The sequence below is a fragment of the Streptomyces sp. NPDC026515 genome, assembly GCF_055567595.1.
Genome location: NZ_JBVHQD010000005.1, coordinates 353,722 through 368,595, shown reverse-complemented (window position 1 = coordinate 368,595; position 14,874 = coordinate 353,722). Strand labels below are relative to the sequence as shown.

At 71.3% G+C, this 14,874-nt stretch carries 17 protein-coding genes; 12 read left to right on the top strand and 5 right to left on the bottom strand.

The features are described from left to right. Positions 1 to 3 precede the first annotated feature (3 nt). Together ACZ4O3_RS12535 and ACZ4O3_RS12530 are read left to right on the top strand one after the other, a co-directional pair. Positions 4 to 1,659 carry an FUSC family protein gene (locus ACZ4O3_RS12535; RefSeq protein WP_467722118.1) on the top strand — a complete coding sequence of 552 codons (1,656 nt, stop codon included), beginning with the start codon at positions 4 to 6 and terminating at the stop codon, positions 1,657 to 1,659. Continuing rightward, positions 1,656 to 2,216: a MarR family winged helix-turn-helix transcriptional regulator gene (locus ACZ4O3_RS12530; RefSeq protein WP_467722117.1), complete on the top strand. Its 561-nt coding sequence runs from the start codon at positions 1,656 to 1,658 to the stop codon at positions 2,214 to 2,216. The genes ACZ4O3_RS12535 and ACZ4O3_RS12530 overlap by 4 nt, the downstream gene beginning before the upstream one ends. A gap of 139 nt (positions 2,217 to 2,355) precedes the next feature. On the opposite strand, the gene ACZ4O3_RS12525 is transcribed toward ACZ4O3_RS12530, so the two are convergent. Beyond that, the gene (locus tag ACZ4O3_RS12525; protein WP_362724866.1) at positions 2,356 to 2,748 is read right to left on the bottom strand and encodes a VOC family protein; all 393 of its coding nucleotides are present in this window, start codon (positions 2,746 to 2,748) and stop codon (positions 2,356 to 2,358) included. A 145-nt stretch (positions 2,749 to 2,893) separates the two neighbouring features. On the opposite strand from ACZ4O3_RS12525, the gene ACZ4O3_RS12520 reads away from it, so the two are divergent. Beyond that, positions 2,894 to 3,433, top strand: coding sequence for a GNAT family N-acetyltransferase (locus ACZ4O3_RS12520; protein ID WP_362724868.1), 540 nt, complete (start codon positions 2,894 to 2,896; stop codon positions 3,431 to 3,433). A gap of 4 nt (positions 3,434 to 3,437) precedes the next feature. Here the strand turns inward: ACZ4O3_RS12520 and ACZ4O3_RS12515 are convergent, their stop codons facing one another. Beyond that, positions 3,438 to 4,121, bottom strand: coding sequence for a glycerophosphodiester phosphodiesterase (locus tag ACZ4O3_RS12515; RefSeq protein ID WP_362724871.1), 684 nt, complete (start codon positions 4,119 to 4,121; stop codon positions 3,438 to 3,440). A gap of 413 nt (positions 4,122 to 4,534) precedes the next feature. On the opposite strand from ACZ4O3_RS12515, the gene ACZ4O3_RS12510 reads away from it, so the two are divergent. The 5 genes from ACZ4O3_RS12510 (at position 4,535) to ACZ4O3_RS12490 (ending at position 9,189) form a co-directional block, all read left to right on the top strand. Next, positions 4,535 to 5,932 carry a DUF6421 family protein gene (locus ACZ4O3_RS12510; protein WP_362724874.1) on the top strand — a complete coding sequence of 466 codons (1,398 nt, stop codon included), beginning with the start codon at positions 4,535 to 4,537 and terminating at the stop codon, positions 5,930 to 5,932. A 38-nt stretch (positions 5,933 to 5,970) separates the two neighbouring features. Further along, complete coding sequence (locus ACZ4O3_RS12505; RefSeq protein WP_362724877.1) at positions 5,971 to 6,729, top strand: SDR family oxidoreductase; 759 nt, start codon at positions 5,971 to 5,973, stop codon at positions 6,727 to 6,729. Continuing rightward, positions 6,726 to 7,796 (top strand): threonine aldolase family protein, encoded by a 1,071-nt coding sequence (locus ACZ4O3_RS12500; RefSeq protein ID WP_362724880.1) that lies wholly within the window; start codon positions 6,726 to 6,728, stop codon positions 7,794 to 7,796. Before ACZ4O3_RS12505 ends, ACZ4O3_RS12500 begins: the two co-directional genes overlap by 4 nt. 87 nt (positions 7,797 to 7,883) lie before the next feature. Further along, entirely contained in the window at positions 7,884 to 8,477 is a 594-nt protein-coding gene (locus tag ACZ4O3_RS12495; protein ID WP_467722116.1) for a transglutaminase domain-containing protein, read from the top strand. Between the two features lie 10 nt (positions 8,478 to 8,487). Continuing rightward, a complete protein-coding gene (locus ACZ4O3_RS12490; protein WP_467722115.1) occupies positions 8,488 to 9,189 on the top strand; it encodes a B3/B4 domain-containing protein in 702 nt (233 codons plus the stop codon). A gap of 3 nt (positions 9,190 to 9,192) precedes the next feature. On the opposite strand, the gene ACZ4O3_RS12485 is transcribed toward ACZ4O3_RS12490, so the two are convergent. Next, on the bottom strand, positions 9,193 to 9,921 hold the full coding sequence (locus ACZ4O3_RS12485) for a lysophospholipid acyltransferase family protein (protein ID WP_362730347.1): 729 nt from the start codon (positions 9,919 to 9,921) through the stop codon (positions 9,193 to 9,195). Between the two features lie 186 nt (positions 9,922 to 10,107). Then, positions 10,108 to 10,524, bottom strand: a complete 417-nt coding sequence (locus ACZ4O3_RS12480; RefSeq protein WP_467722114.1) for a DUF4395 domain-containing protein — start codon at positions 10,522 to 10,524, stop codon at positions 10,108 to 10,110. Between the two features lie 91 nt (positions 10,525 to 10,615). On the opposite strand from ACZ4O3_RS12480, the gene ACZ4O3_RS12475 reads away from it, so the two are divergent. The 4 genes from ACZ4O3_RS12475 to ACZ4O3_RS12460 all read left to right on the top strand — a co-directional run bounded on the left by ACZ4O3_RS12475 (position 10,616) and on the right by ACZ4O3_RS12460 (position 13,783). Further along, complete coding sequence (locus ACZ4O3_RS12475) at positions 10,616 to 11,044, top strand: TlpA family protein disulfide reductase (protein ID WP_467722113.1); 429 nt, start codon at positions 10,616 to 10,618, stop codon at positions 11,042 to 11,044. A 208-nt stretch (positions 11,045 to 11,252) separates the two neighbouring features. Beyond that, positions 11,253 to 11,762 carry a flavin reductase family protein gene (locus ACZ4O3_RS12470; RefSeq protein WP_467722112.1) on the top strand — a complete coding sequence of 170 codons (510 nt, stop codon included), beginning with the start codon at positions 11,253 to 11,255 and terminating at the stop codon, positions 11,760 to 11,762. 217 nt (positions 11,763 to 11,979) lie between these two features. Then, positions 11,980 to 12,768 (top strand): electron transfer flavoprotein subunit beta/FixA family protein, encoded by a 789-nt coding sequence (locus ACZ4O3_RS12465; RefSeq protein WP_362731366.1) that lies wholly within the window; start codon positions 11,980 to 11,982, stop codon positions 12,766 to 12,768. A 52-nt stretch (positions 12,769 to 12,820) separates the two neighbouring features. Beyond that, positions 12,821 to 13,783: an electron transfer flavoprotein subunit alpha/FixB family protein gene (locus tag ACZ4O3_RS12460; RefSeq protein WP_362731364.1), complete on the top strand. Its 963-nt coding sequence runs from the start codon at positions 12,821 to 12,823 to the stop codon at positions 13,781 to 13,783. A gap of 59 nt (positions 13,784 to 13,842) precedes the next feature. Here ACZ4O3_RS12460 and ACZ4O3_RS12455 read toward each other — a convergent pair whose 3' ends face one another. Further along, positions 13,843 to 14,793: an endonuclease/exonuclease/phosphatase family protein gene (locus ACZ4O3_RS12455; RefSeq protein ID WP_467722111.1), complete on the bottom strand. Its 951-nt coding sequence runs from the start codon at positions 14,791 to 14,793 to the stop codon at positions 13,843 to 13,845. Positions 14,794 to 14,874 lie beyond the last annotated feature (81 nt).

The following is a 14,874-nucleotide window of genomic DNA, read 5'->3' as shown; positions in this document are numbered from 1 at the left end:
GGTATGAGCACTGCGACCCCGACCACCCGCCGTCTGCCCCTCGCCGGGGCGCTGCGCCTCGGGCGGCCCTCCGACATCTGGTTCAAGCCCGCCCTCAGCGCGGTCGCCGCGGTCGCTCCGCCCAACCTGACCCTGCTGACCCTCGGCCGCCTCGACCTGGCGATGTACGCGATGGCCGGGTCGCTGTGCGCCCTCTACGGCCACAACCGTCCCTACCCGGCCCGCGCCCGCACCCTGGCCCTGGTCGTACTCGGCATGACCGGCGGCCTCGCCGTCGCCCTGCTCGCGGCTTCGCTCACCACGAACGCGGCCGCCCTGGTCACCGTCGGCGCCCTGACGGCCGCCGTGCAGAAGGTGCTGTGCGATGCCACCCGGGTCGGCCCGCCCGGCAACGTGGTCCTCACCTTCATCAGCTCCGCCGGGCTGTTCGCCCCGCAGAGTCTCGGCCAGGTACCCGGCCACGTCGGACTCGCCCTGCTCGCGGGCGCCTGGGCGTGGCTGGTCGGCATGGCGCCCGGGCTGCTGCGCCCGCACGGTCCCGAACGCCGGGCCACCGCCCGGGCCCTGCACGCCACCGCCGCCTACGCCGGCACCCGCGGTACCGGAGAGGGCCACGCCCGGGCCCGGGCCGCCGCGGCGGCCGCCGTGCAGGCCGCCTGGCAGTCCCTGCTCGCCACCGGCGCCCGTCCCGACCGCACCCGCCGTGCCCTCGAACACCTCGTCGTCCGTGCCGAGGTCGCCCTCGCCGCCCCGGCCGACGCCGACCCGGAGCGGCTGCGCGGCTGGGCACACCTGCTGCGCGGCACCGGACGCGTCCCGCGGGTGGCCGGCGCCGCCGACGAACTCCCCGGCGTCGACACCGAACGCGCCCTACCGGACCGCTCCCTGTGGCACCGGCTCCGCCCGCTCGCCCCACTCGCCACCCGTACCGCGCTCGGCTGCGCCCTCGCCGGATACGCCTCCCTCGCCCTCGGCGTCGGCCGCCCCTACTGGGCGCTGGTCACCGCCGCCTCCCTCTACCAGGCCAACACCACCCTCACCTGGAGCCGGGGCGTCCAGCGCGTCGTCGGCAACCTCCTCGGCGTCCTGGTCTTCGCCGCGGTCGTGCCGCTCGCCCGTCCGCACCCGGCCGTGCTGGTGCTGAGCTGCCTCGCCTTCAACTTCGGTGCCGAGGCGCTGATCGGCCGCAACTACTGGCTCGGCAGCGTCTGCGTCACCCCGATGGCCCTGCTCATCACCGAGTTCGCCCGCACCCAGGACTCCGGGCAGCTGATCACCGAGCGGGTCCTGGACACCCTGGTCGGTGCGCTCGTCGGCTTCGCCGCCGCCGTCGTGGTCACCGACCGGCGGGCCGGCGACCGCATCGAACACGCCCTGACCGCGGTCGAACGGGCCCGGGAGGAGGCCGCCCGGCTGCTGGCCCAGCGGCGCCCGGCCCCGCGTGCCCTGGAGACCGCCCGCCGTACCCTGTCCGCCGCCCTCGCCGAGCTGCGCGCCGTGGCCGACGCCGCGTCCGGCGAGTGGTGGCAGCGCGCACTGCCCGAGGAGCGGGTCGTGCTCGCCGAGCAGTCCGGACACCGTACGCTCGCTGCGACGGTACGACGCCAGGGACCGCACTCCTGGAACGGCACGAGGACTACGGAGGACGTACGGCCATGACGGCGACCAGCGGACGACCGGCGGCCGGCGGCGACGCGGACGGAGGCCCGGGCGGAGACGACACGGTCGCCGCCGTCGTCCGTCAGTGGCGGAGCGTCCATCCCCAGCTGGACACCGGACCCATGGAGGTCATCGGCCGGATCAACCGCTGCGCCGCCCTTCTCCAGCAGGCGGAGGACGCGCCGCTGCGCCGGGCGGGCCTCAGCCGACCCGAGTTCGACCTGCTCGGAGCGCTGCGCCGCACCGGCCACGAACTGACCCCGAGCGAGCTGGCGAAGGAGACCTTCTCCTCCGGTGCCGCCGTCACCAAACGCCTCAAGCAGCTCACGGAGCGGGGCCTGGTCGAGCGACGCGGCGACGCCCGGGACCGGCGGGTGGCCCACCTCCGTCTCACCGACGCCGGGCGCGAGCTGGTCGACGGCATCCTGCCCGAGCAACTCGCCTACGAGACGGCGGTGCTGTCCGTGCTCGCCCCCGCCGGACAGGGCGCACTGGCCGGTCTGCTGGCCGAGTTGCTGGGACGCCTGGAGGGCCGAATGGGTGCGCTGCGAGCCTGACGACAGGAGGGCCGGGCCCTTCCCTGAGCCGGGCCCTCAGCCCATCCCTTCAGCCTTCCCCATCCGGCCGCGGGACGCCGAACACCACGCCCCGCGGACCGGTGTGCCGGACTGACGGCGGCCGTCGGACCCCGGGGCCTCAGATGCCCGGCCGGTACCGGATCGGATGGTCGGCCGGTACCTCCACCAGCACGATCCTGATGCCGTCCGGATCCGCGAGCCACATCTCGACCAGGCCCCACGGCTCCTTCACCGGCGGGCGGACGATCTCGACGCCCCTGGCCACCAGTTCCTCGTGCGCCGCGCCGACGTCGGGGACCTGCATCCACAGCTGGACGGCGGGGGCGGCGGGGCCGTCCGCGCGGCCGGAGACCTCCAGGAAGCCGCCACCCAGGAAGTAGACCGTGCCGCGCTCGGGGCCGGTGCCGAACTCGCGGTAGACGGCGAGGCCGAGCTGCTCCCCGTAGAAGGCGCGGGAGCGCTCGGGGTCGCTGGGGCGGACAAGAGTACGACTGCTCACGACGTGCACCATGCGACCGGAGCGTAACCCCACCCGACGCCGCCACCCGGCACCCGCCACCCGGTGACCGTGCGCTCCCTGCCTCGGTCCGTCGGCGGTGAGGGGCGGCGATAGGCTCGGGTGCGGTTCAGGCTGCCCGAGATCGGAGAGACCGCCCATGGAGAACCCCGTCACCGCACTGACTTTCCGCGACGCCACCGACGCCGACGTGGACGCGCTGGTCGCGCTGATCGAGTCGGCGTACCGGGGCGACGAGAGCCGGACCGGCTGGACGACCGAGGCGGACATCCTGGAGGGACAGCGGACCGACCCGGAGGGCGTCCTCGAGGTCGTCAAGGCGCCGGACGGCAAGCTGCTCACGGTCGAGCGGGACGGCCGGATGGTCGCCTGCTGCCAGCTGGAGCACCGCGGCACCCACGCCTACTTCGGCATGTTCGCGGTCAGCCCCGCCCTCCAGGGCGCCGGCCTCGGCAAGGTCGTCATCGCCGAGGCGGAGCGCCGGGCCCGCGAGGACTGGGGCGCCACGGAGATGCACATGACGGTGATCTCCGTGCGCGAGGACCTGATCGCCTGGTACGAGCGGCGCGGCTACCGCCGTACGGGAAAGATGACGCCGTTCCCGTACGGCGACGAGCGCTTCGGCATCCCCCAGCGTGCCGACCTGCGGTTCGAGCTGCTGGTCAAGCCTCTGGTGTGACGGCTCACGCGGTGAAGCGGGCGGTGCGTTTGATCTCCGGGTAGTCGGTCGTCGCGCCGTCCAACTGGAGGGCGCGCACCAGCCGCAGGTCGTCCTGGGTGTTCACCACCCAGCCGATCACCTTCAGGTCCGCCTTGCGGGCGAGCTCGACGACCTCCAGGGTCAGCCGCCGGATGTTCAGGCAGAGGGTCGCCGCCCCCGCCTCCCGGGCCCGCTCCACCACGTCGGTGCCGTAGCGGCTGGCGATCAGCGCGGTCCGTACGCCCGGCACCAGCCGGCCGATCTCGGCGACGGCCTCGTCGTGGAACGACGACACCTCCACCCGGGACACCAGGTCCCGCCGCTGCATCAGCTGGGCCAGCGCGCGGGCCGCCGCCACGTCCTTGATCTCGGCCTGCAACGGGGCCTGCACCGCGTCCAGGACCTCCTCGAAGACGGGCACCCGCTCACCGCGGCCCGCGTCCAGGGTGCGCAGCTCCTCCAGGGTCTTCTCGGCGATCGGGCCGGTGCCGTCGGTCGTGCGGTCGACCTCCGCGTCGTGCATGACGACCAGGGCGCCGTCCTTGCTGAGGTGCAGATCGAGTTCGATCAGGTCGAGGCCGGCCTGCTGGGCGGCGACGAAGGAACGGAGGGTGTTCTCGGGCTCGACGCCCATGACTCCGCGGTGACCGATGGTAAGGAAGTTCAAGATTCAACTCGCTTCCGTCGACGGCGGCGGGGATGCACGCGCGCGGACCGTACGACGGGACGTCGCTGTCCACGCGGCTGGGCGCAGCCTAATGGCCGCCCGTCGTGATGAACCCCCTGCGTGCGCGGGGGATTGGTGCGCCGGGCGCGTGGTGCCTGGCTCGTGCCCCTGTCGGAGGTCACCCGGGGGTGGGCGCGTCCCGCCGCGCATTGACCGGCCGGATCCATGCGATGCAGAACAGCTGACGCTCCGTCATCGATCGCGACGAATGTGAGCGCCTTCACGGTTTCGGACAGGAAAAAGCGCGGTGAAGGTGCGGTGCCGCAGGATAATTTCCTGAGGGCCCTCTTGCTGGGAGAAAGCCCGTACGCATACGGTGTCCTTACGCGAGGTACACCCGTGGAGGATGGGTCATGACGGAAATTCTTGTGCAGGTGGGTTCGGAGGAGCGGGTTCCTCCCGTGACCAGGGTGGTCGAGCACCCGGCGTGGCCCGTGCTCAAGAATGGCGTGGAACGGATCCGGCCATGGCAGTCCAAGGACGGGTCGATCGACTTCGACGCCGAGGGCGCGCCCGCGCGCGCCGACGCCGAACGCGCCGTGGACACGGTGATCGCCGCCGTCGAGGAGCTGTCCCCGCTGCTTCCGCACGACGCCGACTACCACCGCGCCCTGGTGACCGACCTGCGGCGGTGGGCCGTCGGTGGCTTCCAGGTGCCCGACTTCCTCGACTCGCTGCTGGCCTTCCAGCCCGCCGCGAGCCGCGCGCACGGCCTCCAGCATCTGGTCGTCTTCCCGATGTACACCCAGAACGGCAACCCGGACCGCAACCTGGAGGCGGTCGCGCTGCGCATGGTCTGGCCCGACTGGCTGGCCGAGCTGGAGCGCACCCGGTACGACAACCCGCTGTTCTGCGGCATCACCTTCGAGGACTTCACGGCCGGGTACGACACCAACTCCGCCGTCCTCTTCCCGGAGACCATCGCCGTGCGCCAGGCGCCGGAACGATTCTCCTGGGGCGGCATCTTCTGCGACCGCGAGGCCGCCCGGTTCCGCCGGGTCACCGACGCGGCGGTGGACCTCCTCGGCCTCGAACTTCCCGAGGACATCGCCGCCATGGTCCACGACCAGAAGCGCTGCGAGGAGGCCTTCGTGCTGTGGGACATGGTCCACGACCGCACCCACAGCCACGGCGACCTGCCGTTCGACCCGTTCATGATCAAGCAGCGCCAGCCGTTCTGGATGTACGGCCTGGAGGAGCTGCGCTGCGACCTCACCGCCTTCAAGGAGGCCGTGAAGCTGGCGGCCGACGGCGTCCCGCAGGCCCGTGACGTGCAGTACGCGGTCCTCTTCGACCGGATGTTCCGCTTCCCGGTCACCGGCGACCGGGTGCGCAACTATGACGGGCTCGGCGGCCAGCTGCTCTTCGCCTACCTGCACAAGCACGACGTGGTGCGCTGGACCGACAACAAGCTCGCCATCGACTGGGAGCGTGCCCCGCAGGTCACCAACCAGCTGTGCGGCGAGATCGAGAAGCTCTACCGGGACGGCATCGACCGCCCGAAGCTGGTCCACTGGTTCGCCGGCTACGACCTGGTCGCCACCTACCTCGCCCCGCACCCCGGCTCCAAGTGGGCCAAGGGCCCCGAGGCCCTCGACCTGAGCCTGCCGCCGCGCAAGCTCGTGGACGACGTGCTTGCGGACGAGTTTCCGCTGAGCATGTTCTACGAGGCCCTGTCCAAGAAGCTGAAGAACGTGATCGCCGAGACCAAGGGCATCACCGCGGACAGCGCCGAGCCGGTCGCCGCGTGAGCGACCGCCTTCGGAACACGGCTCAAGAGGGGAAGCAGATGGCGGGCAACGGGTCTCTCAGTGGTGCGGTGATCGCGGTGGCGGGGGCGGGTGGACCCGCCGGGCACGCGACCCTGGTCAGGCTCGCGGGGGCGGGTGCGACCGTGGTCGGCGCCGACAACAATCCCGAGCGCCTGGCCGAGGCCGTGGACGCGGCCCGCTACGCGGGCGGCGGCGCCGTGGTGACCGGTGAGACGGTCGACCTGCTCAACCTGGACTCGACCCGGGCGTGGGCCGACCGCATCGAGAAGGACCACGGCCGGGTCGACGGCCTCGTCCACCTGGTCGGCGGCTGGCGCGGCAGCTCCAAGTTCACCGAGACCGACCTGGCCGACTGGGACCTCCTCGAGAAGCTGCTGATCCGCACCGTCCAGCACACTTCGCTGGCCTTCTACGACGGCCTGCAGCGCAGTGACCGTGGCCGGTACGTGCTGATCAGCGCCTCCGGTGCCTCGAAGCCGACCGCCGGGAACGCCGCGTACTCCGCCGCCAAGGCCGCCGCCGAGGCCTGGACGCTCGCCATGGCCGACGGCTTCCGCAAGGCCGGGACGACCGAGGGCGCCGGGGGCCCGACCTCCGCTGCTGTCATCCTGGTGGTGAAGGCGTTGGTGCACGACGCGATGCGCGCCGAGCGGCCCAACGCGAAGTTCGCGGGCTTCACGGACGTCACGGACCTGGCCCAGGCCGTCGAGGGCGTCTGGAGCAAGTCCGCCTCCGAAGTGAACGGAAACCGTCTGTGGCTGACCGAGCAGCCGTGAACCCTCCGAAGACCGACGCACGTCGCCACCACGACCCGGAGGTCCGCGGCTTCGCCAGTGACAACTACGCCGGCACCCACCCCGAGATACTGGCCGCTCTGGCCCTCGCCAACGGCGGTCACCAGGTGGCCTATGGCGAGGACGAGTACACCGAGAACCTCCAGCGGATCATCCGCGGCCACTTCGGCGCGACCGCGGAAGCCTTCCCGGTCTTCAACGGCACCGGCGCGAACGTCGTCGCACTCCAGGCGGTCACCGACCGCTGGGGTGCGGTGATCTGTGCCGAGAGTGCGCACATCAACGTCGACGAGGGCGGCGCCCCCGAACGCATGGGCGGCCTCAAGCTGCTCACCGTGCCCACGCCCGACGGCAAGCTCACCCCGGAGCTGATCGACCGGCAGGCGTACGGCTGGGACGACGAGCACCGCGCGATGCCGCAGGTCGTGTCGATCACCCAGAGCACCGAGCTGGGCACGCTCTACACGCCGGAGGAGATCCGCGCGATCTGCGAGCACGCCCACGCGCACGGCATGAGGGTGCACCTGGACGGCTCCCGGATAGCCAACGCGGCGGCCTCCCTGAACGTGCCGATGCGCACGTTCACCAACGCCGTCGGCGTCGACATCCTCTCCCTGGGCGGTACCAAGAACGGGGCCGTGTTCGGTGAGGCGGTCGTGGTGATCAACCAGGACGCCGTCAGCCACATGAAGCACCTGCGCAAGCTGTCCATGCAGCTCGCCTCCAAGATGCGCTTCGTGTCGGTGCAGCTGGAGGCGCTGCTGGCGAAGGACCTGTGGCTGCGCAACGCCCGGCACGCCAACGAGATGGCCCAGCGGCTCGCCGAGGGCGTGCGTGCGGTGCACGGCGTGGAGATCCTTTACCCGGTGCAGGCCAACGGGGTGTTCGCGCGGCTCCCGCACGACGTGAGCCTTCGTCTGCAGAAGCGGTTCCGGTTCTACTTCTGGGACGAGGCCGCCGGAGACGTGCGCTGGATGTGCGCCTTCGACACCACCGAGGAGGACGTGGACGCGTTCGTGGCGGCGCTCAAGGAGGAGATGGCGCGCTGAGCGAGCCCACCGCGGAAAGTGCATAGATATGCGGTCACCTGAAAAGTCATTGACTGTCGGGTGGCCGCATTCCTATGCTCTGCGCCCATGCAGCTGATCCAGAACACCGCCGACCTGTCCGCTTACCTGGCCGCCGGTGAGGCCGTCGACCATCAGCACCCCCGGGTCCGCGAGACGGCCGCGCGGCTGGCGTCGGGCGTCGAGGACTCGTATGCCTATGCGCGGGCCGCCTACGAGTTCGTACGGGACACCATCCCGCACTCCGCCGATGCCGGTGATCGGCGTGTCACCTGGCGGGCGTCGGACGTGCTGGAGCAGCGCACCGGCATCTGCCACGCGAAGGCCCACGCCCTGGCCGCCCTGCTGCGGGCCGAGGACATCCCCGCGGCCCTGTGCTACCAGCGGCTGGCGGACGACGACGGTGCCGGTCACCTCGTGCACGGACTGGTCGCCGTCCGCTTCGGCGGTGCCTGGCACCGGCAGGATCCGCGCGGCAACAAGCCCGGCGTCGACGCCCGGTTCTCCCTGGACGGCGAGCGGCTGGCCTGGGTCCCCGATCCGCGGTCCAGTGAGGTGGACTATCCGGTCCTGTACGCTGAACCTCACCCGGCGGTGCTCGGCGCGTTGCAAGCGGCGCCCGACCGTCCGGCCCTGTGGAAGACGCTCCCCACCGCACTCTGAGGCAAGCCAGATGACTCTCACGCTCACCGTGTCCGACGAGGTGCGTGCACTCGCGCCCGGCTTCAGGCATCTCGCGATCGAGGCCCATGGTCTGGTCAACGGGCCCGGCACCGACGCGAGTGCGGCTCTCCTCGACGACGCGGCGCGGCGGCTCGCCGCGCGCCTGGACGGGCGCGCCCCGCACGAGGACCCGCACATGGTGGCCTGGCGTGCGGCCTACACCGCGTTCGGTTCCAAGCCGTCCCGTACCCGGAACTCCGCGGAGGCGCTGGCCAAGCGCGCCCTCGCGGACGGCGGCCTGCCCCGCATCAACCTGCTCGTCGACCTCTACAACGCCATCAGCGTCGCCCACCTCATCCCCGTCGGCGGCGAGGACCTCGACCTCATCCAGGGCGGCATGCGCCTGGTGCGGGCCACGGGCGAGGAGGACTTCGTGACGGTCACGGGGGGCGAGGAGAGCGTCGAGCACCCGGACGCCGGCGAGGTCGTGTGGTGCGACGGAGGGGGTGTCACCTGCCGTCGCTGGAACTGGCGTCAGGGCCCCCGCACCCGCCTGACCGAGCGGACCACCTCGGCCCTCTTCCTGCTGGAGAGCCTCGCCCCGATGCCGGTCGCCGACGTCGAGTCGGCGGGTGCCGAACTCGCCGAGCTGCTGGAGAAGTTCAGCCCGGGGGCGCGTGTCGAGGTGCGGGCGCCCGAGTCGGCCGGCTGAGACTCAGGCCGCTTCGGCCGCCTTCAGCTGCTCCTGCGTGGGTGCCGTACCGCCCAGGTGGCTCGGCAGCCACCAGGTGTCGGTCGTGTCCTTCGGGCGGGCCGGGTAGGCGCGTTGGGCCGCGTCCAGCAGGTCCTGGACGCGCTCGCGCAGGCGGCGGGTGATGGCGCCCGCGTACTGGTCGCGCGGGGCCTCGAGCGGCTCGCCCACCCGGACGGTGATGGGGAGGTGGGTGCGCTTGAAGTTGCGCGGCTGGCCCTTGGTCCACAGCCGCTGGGTGCCCCACAGCGCCATCGGGATCAGCGGGACGCCGGCCTCCTGGGCGAGGCGGGCCGCGCCCGACTTGAAGCTCTTCAGCGTGAACGACTGGGAGATCGTGGCCTCCGGGAAGACCCCCACGATCTCACCGGACTTGAGCGAGTCCAGCGCGTGCTGGTACGCCGTCTCGCCCTGCTTGCGGTCCACCGGGATGTGCTTCATCCCGCGCATCAGCGGACCGGAGATCCGGTGCCGGAAGACCGACTCCTTGGCCATGAAACGCACCAGGCGCTTCTGCGGGAGAGCGGCCAGGCCGTCGAAGACGAAGTCCAGATAGCTGATGTGATTGCTCACCAGCACGGCCCCGCCCGAGCGCGGGATGTTCTCGGAACCCTGGCAGTCGATCTTGAGGTCCCAGACCTTGAACAGCGTCTTGGCGAAACCGATGACGGGACGGTAGACCAGCTCTGCCATGGGCGGGGCGGACCCTTTCTGCTCTGCCTGGGAAAGGGGCTCCCGGCGGGAAAGTTACGGAGCCGTAGGTTTACGGCTTTCGCAGATCGTGCCCGAAGAACGGGCGGGGAGCCAGCCCTGGTGCCCCGGAGTGGCGAGATCCTCGTCACGTCGGCCTATGATCCACCTCGGATTTTTAACCTCCCTTTACTCTGTGCGTACGGTGAATCGGTGGACGAGCAGGAACATCTCGCACCCCAGGCAGTACCCGAACGCCGCGTTCAGGAACGCCGCCGCGAGCGCCAGTCCGGTCGCCGCGAGGCCCAGCCAGCCGGGGCCCAACACGAAGCCGACCAGACCGAGTCCGGCGAACACCAGTCCCACCGCCTGGGCGAATCGCGGGGGTTCGGGTGGTTCGAATTCGGTAGCGGGAGCGAGCCGGGGGCGTACGGCCGTCCGGAACGCCCAGCCGTACGGTGAACGGCTCACGCCCGCTGCGGCGCCGAGCGCGAACACCAGCGTCTGCCAGGCGAGGATCCAGGGGCTTCGGGTGATCAGCGCGGCGGCCAGTACGGCCGTCGTCACGGCCGCCGCGAATCGCGGCCCACGTGCGTCGATGTCCATGAGCCAAGGATTCCGCCCCGGCGGCCGATACGGGAGCCGGGAATCTTTGCAGTCTCGTGAACGCTGGCCGAAAGGGCGGGCAGGGTCGTGAATGCTGGGGTCCGTGACGACCGGACTGGTGGTGTGCGTGGCGGTGCTCGCCGTGGCGAGCGTCTACGGAGTGCTGCACAAGCGGCGGAGCGGGAGGGTACGAGTGCGCGGGCGGGACGACGGCAAACGGCTGGGATCGGCCGAGATCGGCGGCGAACTGGGCCAACGGGCGACGCTGGTGCAGTTCTCCAGCGCGTTCTGCGCCCCCTGCCGGGCCACCCGGCGGGTGCTCGGCGAGGTCGCCGCGATGGTCCCCGGCGTCACGCACGTCGAGATCGACGCGGAGGACCGCCTCGACCTGGTGCGCGAACTGGAGATCCTCAAGACACCCACCGTCCTGGTGCTCGACGCCGGCGGCCGGGTGGTGCGCCGGGCCACCGGGCAGCCGCGGAAGGCGGACGTCATCGCCGCGCTGGGAGAGGCGGTCTGACGGACGTGCCGATGACGGTGAGGCAGCTCCCATATCCCGGAACGTACTTGACTGGGCGTGCCACCTATCGTCAGCCTGACCGTATGTCCCATGAACTCCTTCTCTTCGGGCGGGTCCACGTCGACCTGGCCCGCACCGCGAGCGCGCGCTGTCCGGGTCGCTGAACAGCCCCGGACCTGAACGCCGCCTCACTCAGAAGGAAGACTCCATGACGGCCACGCCCGACCTCGGTACCCCGCAGCTCGCCTCTCCCGACCTTCTCCGGTCCGCCTTCCGGCGGCATGCCGCCGGAGTCGCGGTGATCACCGCACGGGGCGCCGGCGGTCCGGTCGGCTTCACCGCCACCTCGCTCACCTCCGTCTCCGCCGAACCCCCGATGCTCTCCTTCGGTGTCGGCACGGGCGCCTCCAGCTGGCCCGCGATATCCACCGCCGAGCACATCGGCGTGCACATCCTCGGCGAGCACCAGGCGGATCTCGCGGCCACCTTCGCGCGCAGCGGCGCCGACCGGTTCGGGGCGCCCACCGGCTGGCGCGAGGGCCACGCGGGGGTTCCGGTCCTCGACGACGTGCTGGTCTGGCTGGTGTGCCGGGTCGTCGCACGCGTTCCGGCCGGCGACCACCGCATCGTGCTGGCCGAGGTGGTCGTCGGAGACCCCTCCCGCGCCGGCCGCCCGCTCCTGTACCACCAGGGCGGTTTCAACGGACTGCGCGATTGATCACGCGCCCTCGTTCTGCGGAGGCGTCGGGTTCCGGTTACGCTGCGTTGCGAAGGTCACAGTTCAAAGCGCTTGCTTAGCGGGAACGAACTGGGTGTACTGACGAGTAATATTCCGTTCGGAGCGCACGGCCGCCCCGACCGGGATGAGCCGCTTGGGGCGCCTATGCTGCCTTCAAGAGGCAGCCCAGAAAAGACGATGCAGTAGGAGAGCCGGCGTGAGCCTGAGGATCGTTGTCACTGTGAAGTACGTGCCCGACGCCACGGGCGACCGGCATTTCGCCGATGACCTGACCGTGGACCGTGACGACGTGGACGGTCTGCTCTCCGAACTGGACGAGTACGCGGTCGAGCAGGCGCTGCAGATCTCCGAGAACTCCGACGACGACGTCGAGGTCACCGTCCTGACGGTGGGTCCGCAGGACGCGAAGGACGCGCTGCGCAAGGCGCTGTCGATGGGTGCGGACAAGGCGATCCACGTCGAGGACGACGACCTGCACGGCAGTGACGTCATCGGTACCTCGCTGGTGCTGGCCAAGGCGATCGAGAAGGCCGGCTTCGACCTGGTGGTCTCGGGCATGGCCTCCACCGACGGCACCGCCGGTGTGGTCCCGGCCCTGCTGGCCGAGCGTCTCGGTGTCCCGCAGGTCACCCTGCTGTCCGAGGTCTCGGTCGAGGACGGCACGGTCAAGGGCCGTCGTGACGGCGACGCCGCCAGTGAGCAGCTGGAGGCCTCCCTGCCGGCGGTCGTGTCGGTCACCGACCAGTCGGGTGAGGCGCGTTACCCGTCCTTCAAGGGCATCATGGCCGCGAAGAAGAAGCCGGTTCAGTCCTGGGACCTGTCCGACCTGGACATCGAGGCCGGCGCGGTCGGCCTGGAGGGTTCCTGGACCAAGGTCGAGACCGCGACCGCGCGCCCGGCCCGTACCGCGGGCACGATCGTCAAGGACGAGGGCGAGGGCGGCAAGCAGCTCGCCGAGTTCCTCGCGGGCCAGAAGTTCATCTGAGCCCCGTAGCCGCTGACCGCCCTTCCCCCTCGTTTCGCAGGAGAGCATTCCCATGGCTGAAGTCCTCGTCTACGTCGACCACGTGGACGGTGCCGTCCGCAAGCCCACCCTGGAGCTGTTGACCTTGGCCCGCCGGATCGGCGAGCCCGTCGCCGTCGCGCTGGGCAACGGCGCCGCCGACACCGCCGCCACCCTCGCCGAGCACGGCGCGGCGAAGGTGCTGACCCATGACGCCTCCGAGTACGCCGACTACCTGGTCGTCCCGAAGGTCGACGCCCTGCAGGCCGCCGTCGCCGCGGTGTCCCCGGCCGCGGTGCTGGTGCCGTCCTCCGCGGAGGGCAAGGAGATCGCCGCCCGTCTGGCGCTGCGGATCGGGTCCGGCATCATCACCGACGCCGTCGACCTGGAGGCCGGCGAGGAGGGCCCGGTGGCCACCCAGTCGGTGTTCGCCGCGTCCTTCACCACCAAGTCCCGTATCTCCAAGGGCACCGCGGTCATCACGGTCAAGCCCAACAGCGCCGCCGTGGAGGCCGCCCCGGCCGCCGGTGCCGTCGAGGCCCTGAGCGTCACCTTCTCCGACCAGGCCACCGGCACCAAGGTGACCGGGCGTACCCCGCGCGAGTCGACCGGGCGTCCGGAGCTGACCGAGGCCGCGATCGTGGTCTCCGGCGGCCGCGGCGTCAACGGCGCCGAGAACTTCGCGGTCATCGAGGCCCTCGCCGACTCCCTCGGCGCGGCCGTGGGCGCCTCGCGTGCCGCCGTCGACGCCGGCTGGTACCCGCACACCAACCAGGTCGGCCAGACCGGCAAGTCCGTCTCCCCGCAGCTGTACATCGCCAACGGCATCTCCGGCGCCATCCAGCACCGGGCCGGCATGCAGACCTCGAAGACGATCGTGGCGGTCAACAAGGACGCCGAGGCCCCGATCTTCGAACTCGTCGACTTCGGCGTGGTCGGCGACCTCTTCGACGTCGTCCCCCAGCTCACCGAGGAGATCAACACCCGCAAGGGCTGATCGCCTTCAGGCTGTCCGAGGCCCCCGTGACCGGTACCGGTCACGGGGGCCTCGTGGTGTCAGCGCAGGCTCAGCGAGGCCTGCACGGGCAGATGGTCGCTGGGGAACTGGCCGTGCATCGAGAAGGTGTCGATCGTCGCCCGGTGCGTGGTCACCCCGGGCGAGGTCAGGAGCCAGTCGATACGGTCGCCGTCCCGCACGAGCCTGCGGTACCCGTGGAAGGTGCCGTACAGGGTGCCGCGCCGCTCCGCCGCGTCCCAGGCGTCCACGAGCCCGGAGCCCACCAGGGTGTCGTAGGCCGGGTTCTGGTGCGCGGCGGCGTTGAAGTCGCCGGTCACCACGACCGGCAGCGCGGGGTCGAACTGAGCGATCCGCCGGGCGAGCAGGGTCGCGCTGCGCGCCCGGGCGTACTGGCTCTTCTGGTCGAAGTGGGTGTTTGCGACATAGAACTCCCGCCCGTCGTCGGCGAGATCGCGGAAGCGGACCCAGGTGACGATGCGGGGGAAAGCGGCGTTCCAGGTGTTGGAGCGGATGACCTCCGGGGTGTCGGAGAGCCAGAAGGTGTAGTGCTCCACGGGGGCCAGGCGCCGGATGTCGTAGTAGATCGCCGTGGACTCGTCCCGGCTGCCGCCCTCACGACCGGTGCCGATCCAGTCGTAGTGCGGTCCGAGGTCCGTGTCGATGTCGCGCAGCTGCTGGTAGAGGCCCTCCTGTGTGCCGATGACGTGAGGGCGGGCGCGCCGCAGCAGTTCGCGCATCACGGGCCGGCGGTCGGCCCAGCTGTGGGGTTCCGCGGTGCTCGCGTACCGCAGGTTGAAGGTCATGACGTCGAGCCGGGGCGCGCGCCGCGGCAGAGCCGACGGGGCCGTCCGCGCGGACCGCGGGGTGGCGGACGCTCTGGAGGAGGCGGACGAGGCGGAGATCGCGGCACTGGCGAGGGGCACGGTGACAGCCGCGGCCAGCAGGACCTTCAGGCCCAGGCGGCGGGTGACTCGGCGCTGGTTCGGCACGGGTGCTCCTTGGGTGGCGGCGGCCGGACGAGGCGTGCGTGAGGCGAGTCCTGCGCAGAGAGTGTGCTACCCAGGTCCGAG

Excerpts from the sequence above, each read along its gene's own strand:
- ACZ4O3_RS12535 (WP_467722118.1), top strand. The coding sequence starts at position 4 with ATGAGCACTGCGACCCCGACCACCCGCCGTCTGCCCCTCGCCGGGGCG.
- ACZ4O3_RS12510 (WP_362724874.1), top strand. The coding sequence starts at position 4,535 with ATGACGGAAATTCTTGTGCAGGTGGGTTCGGAGGAGCGGGTTCCTCCC.
- ACZ4O3_RS12490 (WP_467722115.1), top strand. The coding sequence starts at position 8,488 with ATGACTCTCACGCTCACCGTGTCCGACGAGGTGCGTGCACTCGCGCCC.
- ACZ4O3_RS12520 (WP_362724868.1), top strand. The coding sequence starts at position 2,894 with ATGGAGAACCCCGTCACCGCACTGACTTTCCGCGACGCCACCGACGCC.
- ACZ4O3_RS12475 (WP_467722113.1), top strand. The coding sequence starts at position 10,616 with ATGCTGGGGTCCGTGACGACCGGACTGGTGGTGTGCGTGGCGGTGCTC.
- ACZ4O3_RS12460 (WP_362731364.1), top strand. The coding sequence starts at position 12,821 with ATGGCTGAAGTCCTCGTCTACGTCGACCACGTGGACGGTGCCGTCCGC.
- ACZ4O3_RS12470 (WP_467722112.1), top strand. The coding sequence starts at position 11,253 with ATGACGGCCACGCCCGACCTCGGTACCCCGCAGCTCGCCTCTCCCGAC.
- ACZ4O3_RS12495 (WP_467722116.1), top strand. The coding sequence starts at position 7,884 with ATGCAGCTGATCCAGAACACCGCCGACCTGTCCGCTTACCTGGCCGCC.
- ACZ4O3_RS12505 (WP_362724877.1), top strand. The coding sequence starts at position 5,971 with ATGGCGGGCAACGGGTCTCTCAGTGGTGCGGTGATCGCGGTGGCGGGG.
- ACZ4O3_RS12485 (WP_362730347.1), bottom strand. The coding sequence starts at position 9,921 with ATGGCAGAGCTGGTCTACCGTCCCGTCATCGGTTTCGCCAAGACGCTG.
- ACZ4O3_RS12525 (WP_362724866.1), bottom strand. The coding sequence starts at position 2,748 with ATGGTGCACGTCGTGAGCAGTCGTACTCTTGTCCGCCCCAGCGACCCC.
- ACZ4O3_RS12530 (WP_467722117.1), top strand. The coding sequence starts at position 1,656 with ATGACGGCGACCAGCGGACGACCGGCGGCCGGCGGCGACGCGGACGGA.
- ACZ4O3_RS12480 (WP_467722114.1), bottom strand. The coding sequence starts at position 10,524 with ATGGACATCGACGCACGTGGGCCGCGATTCGCGGCGGCCGTGACGACG.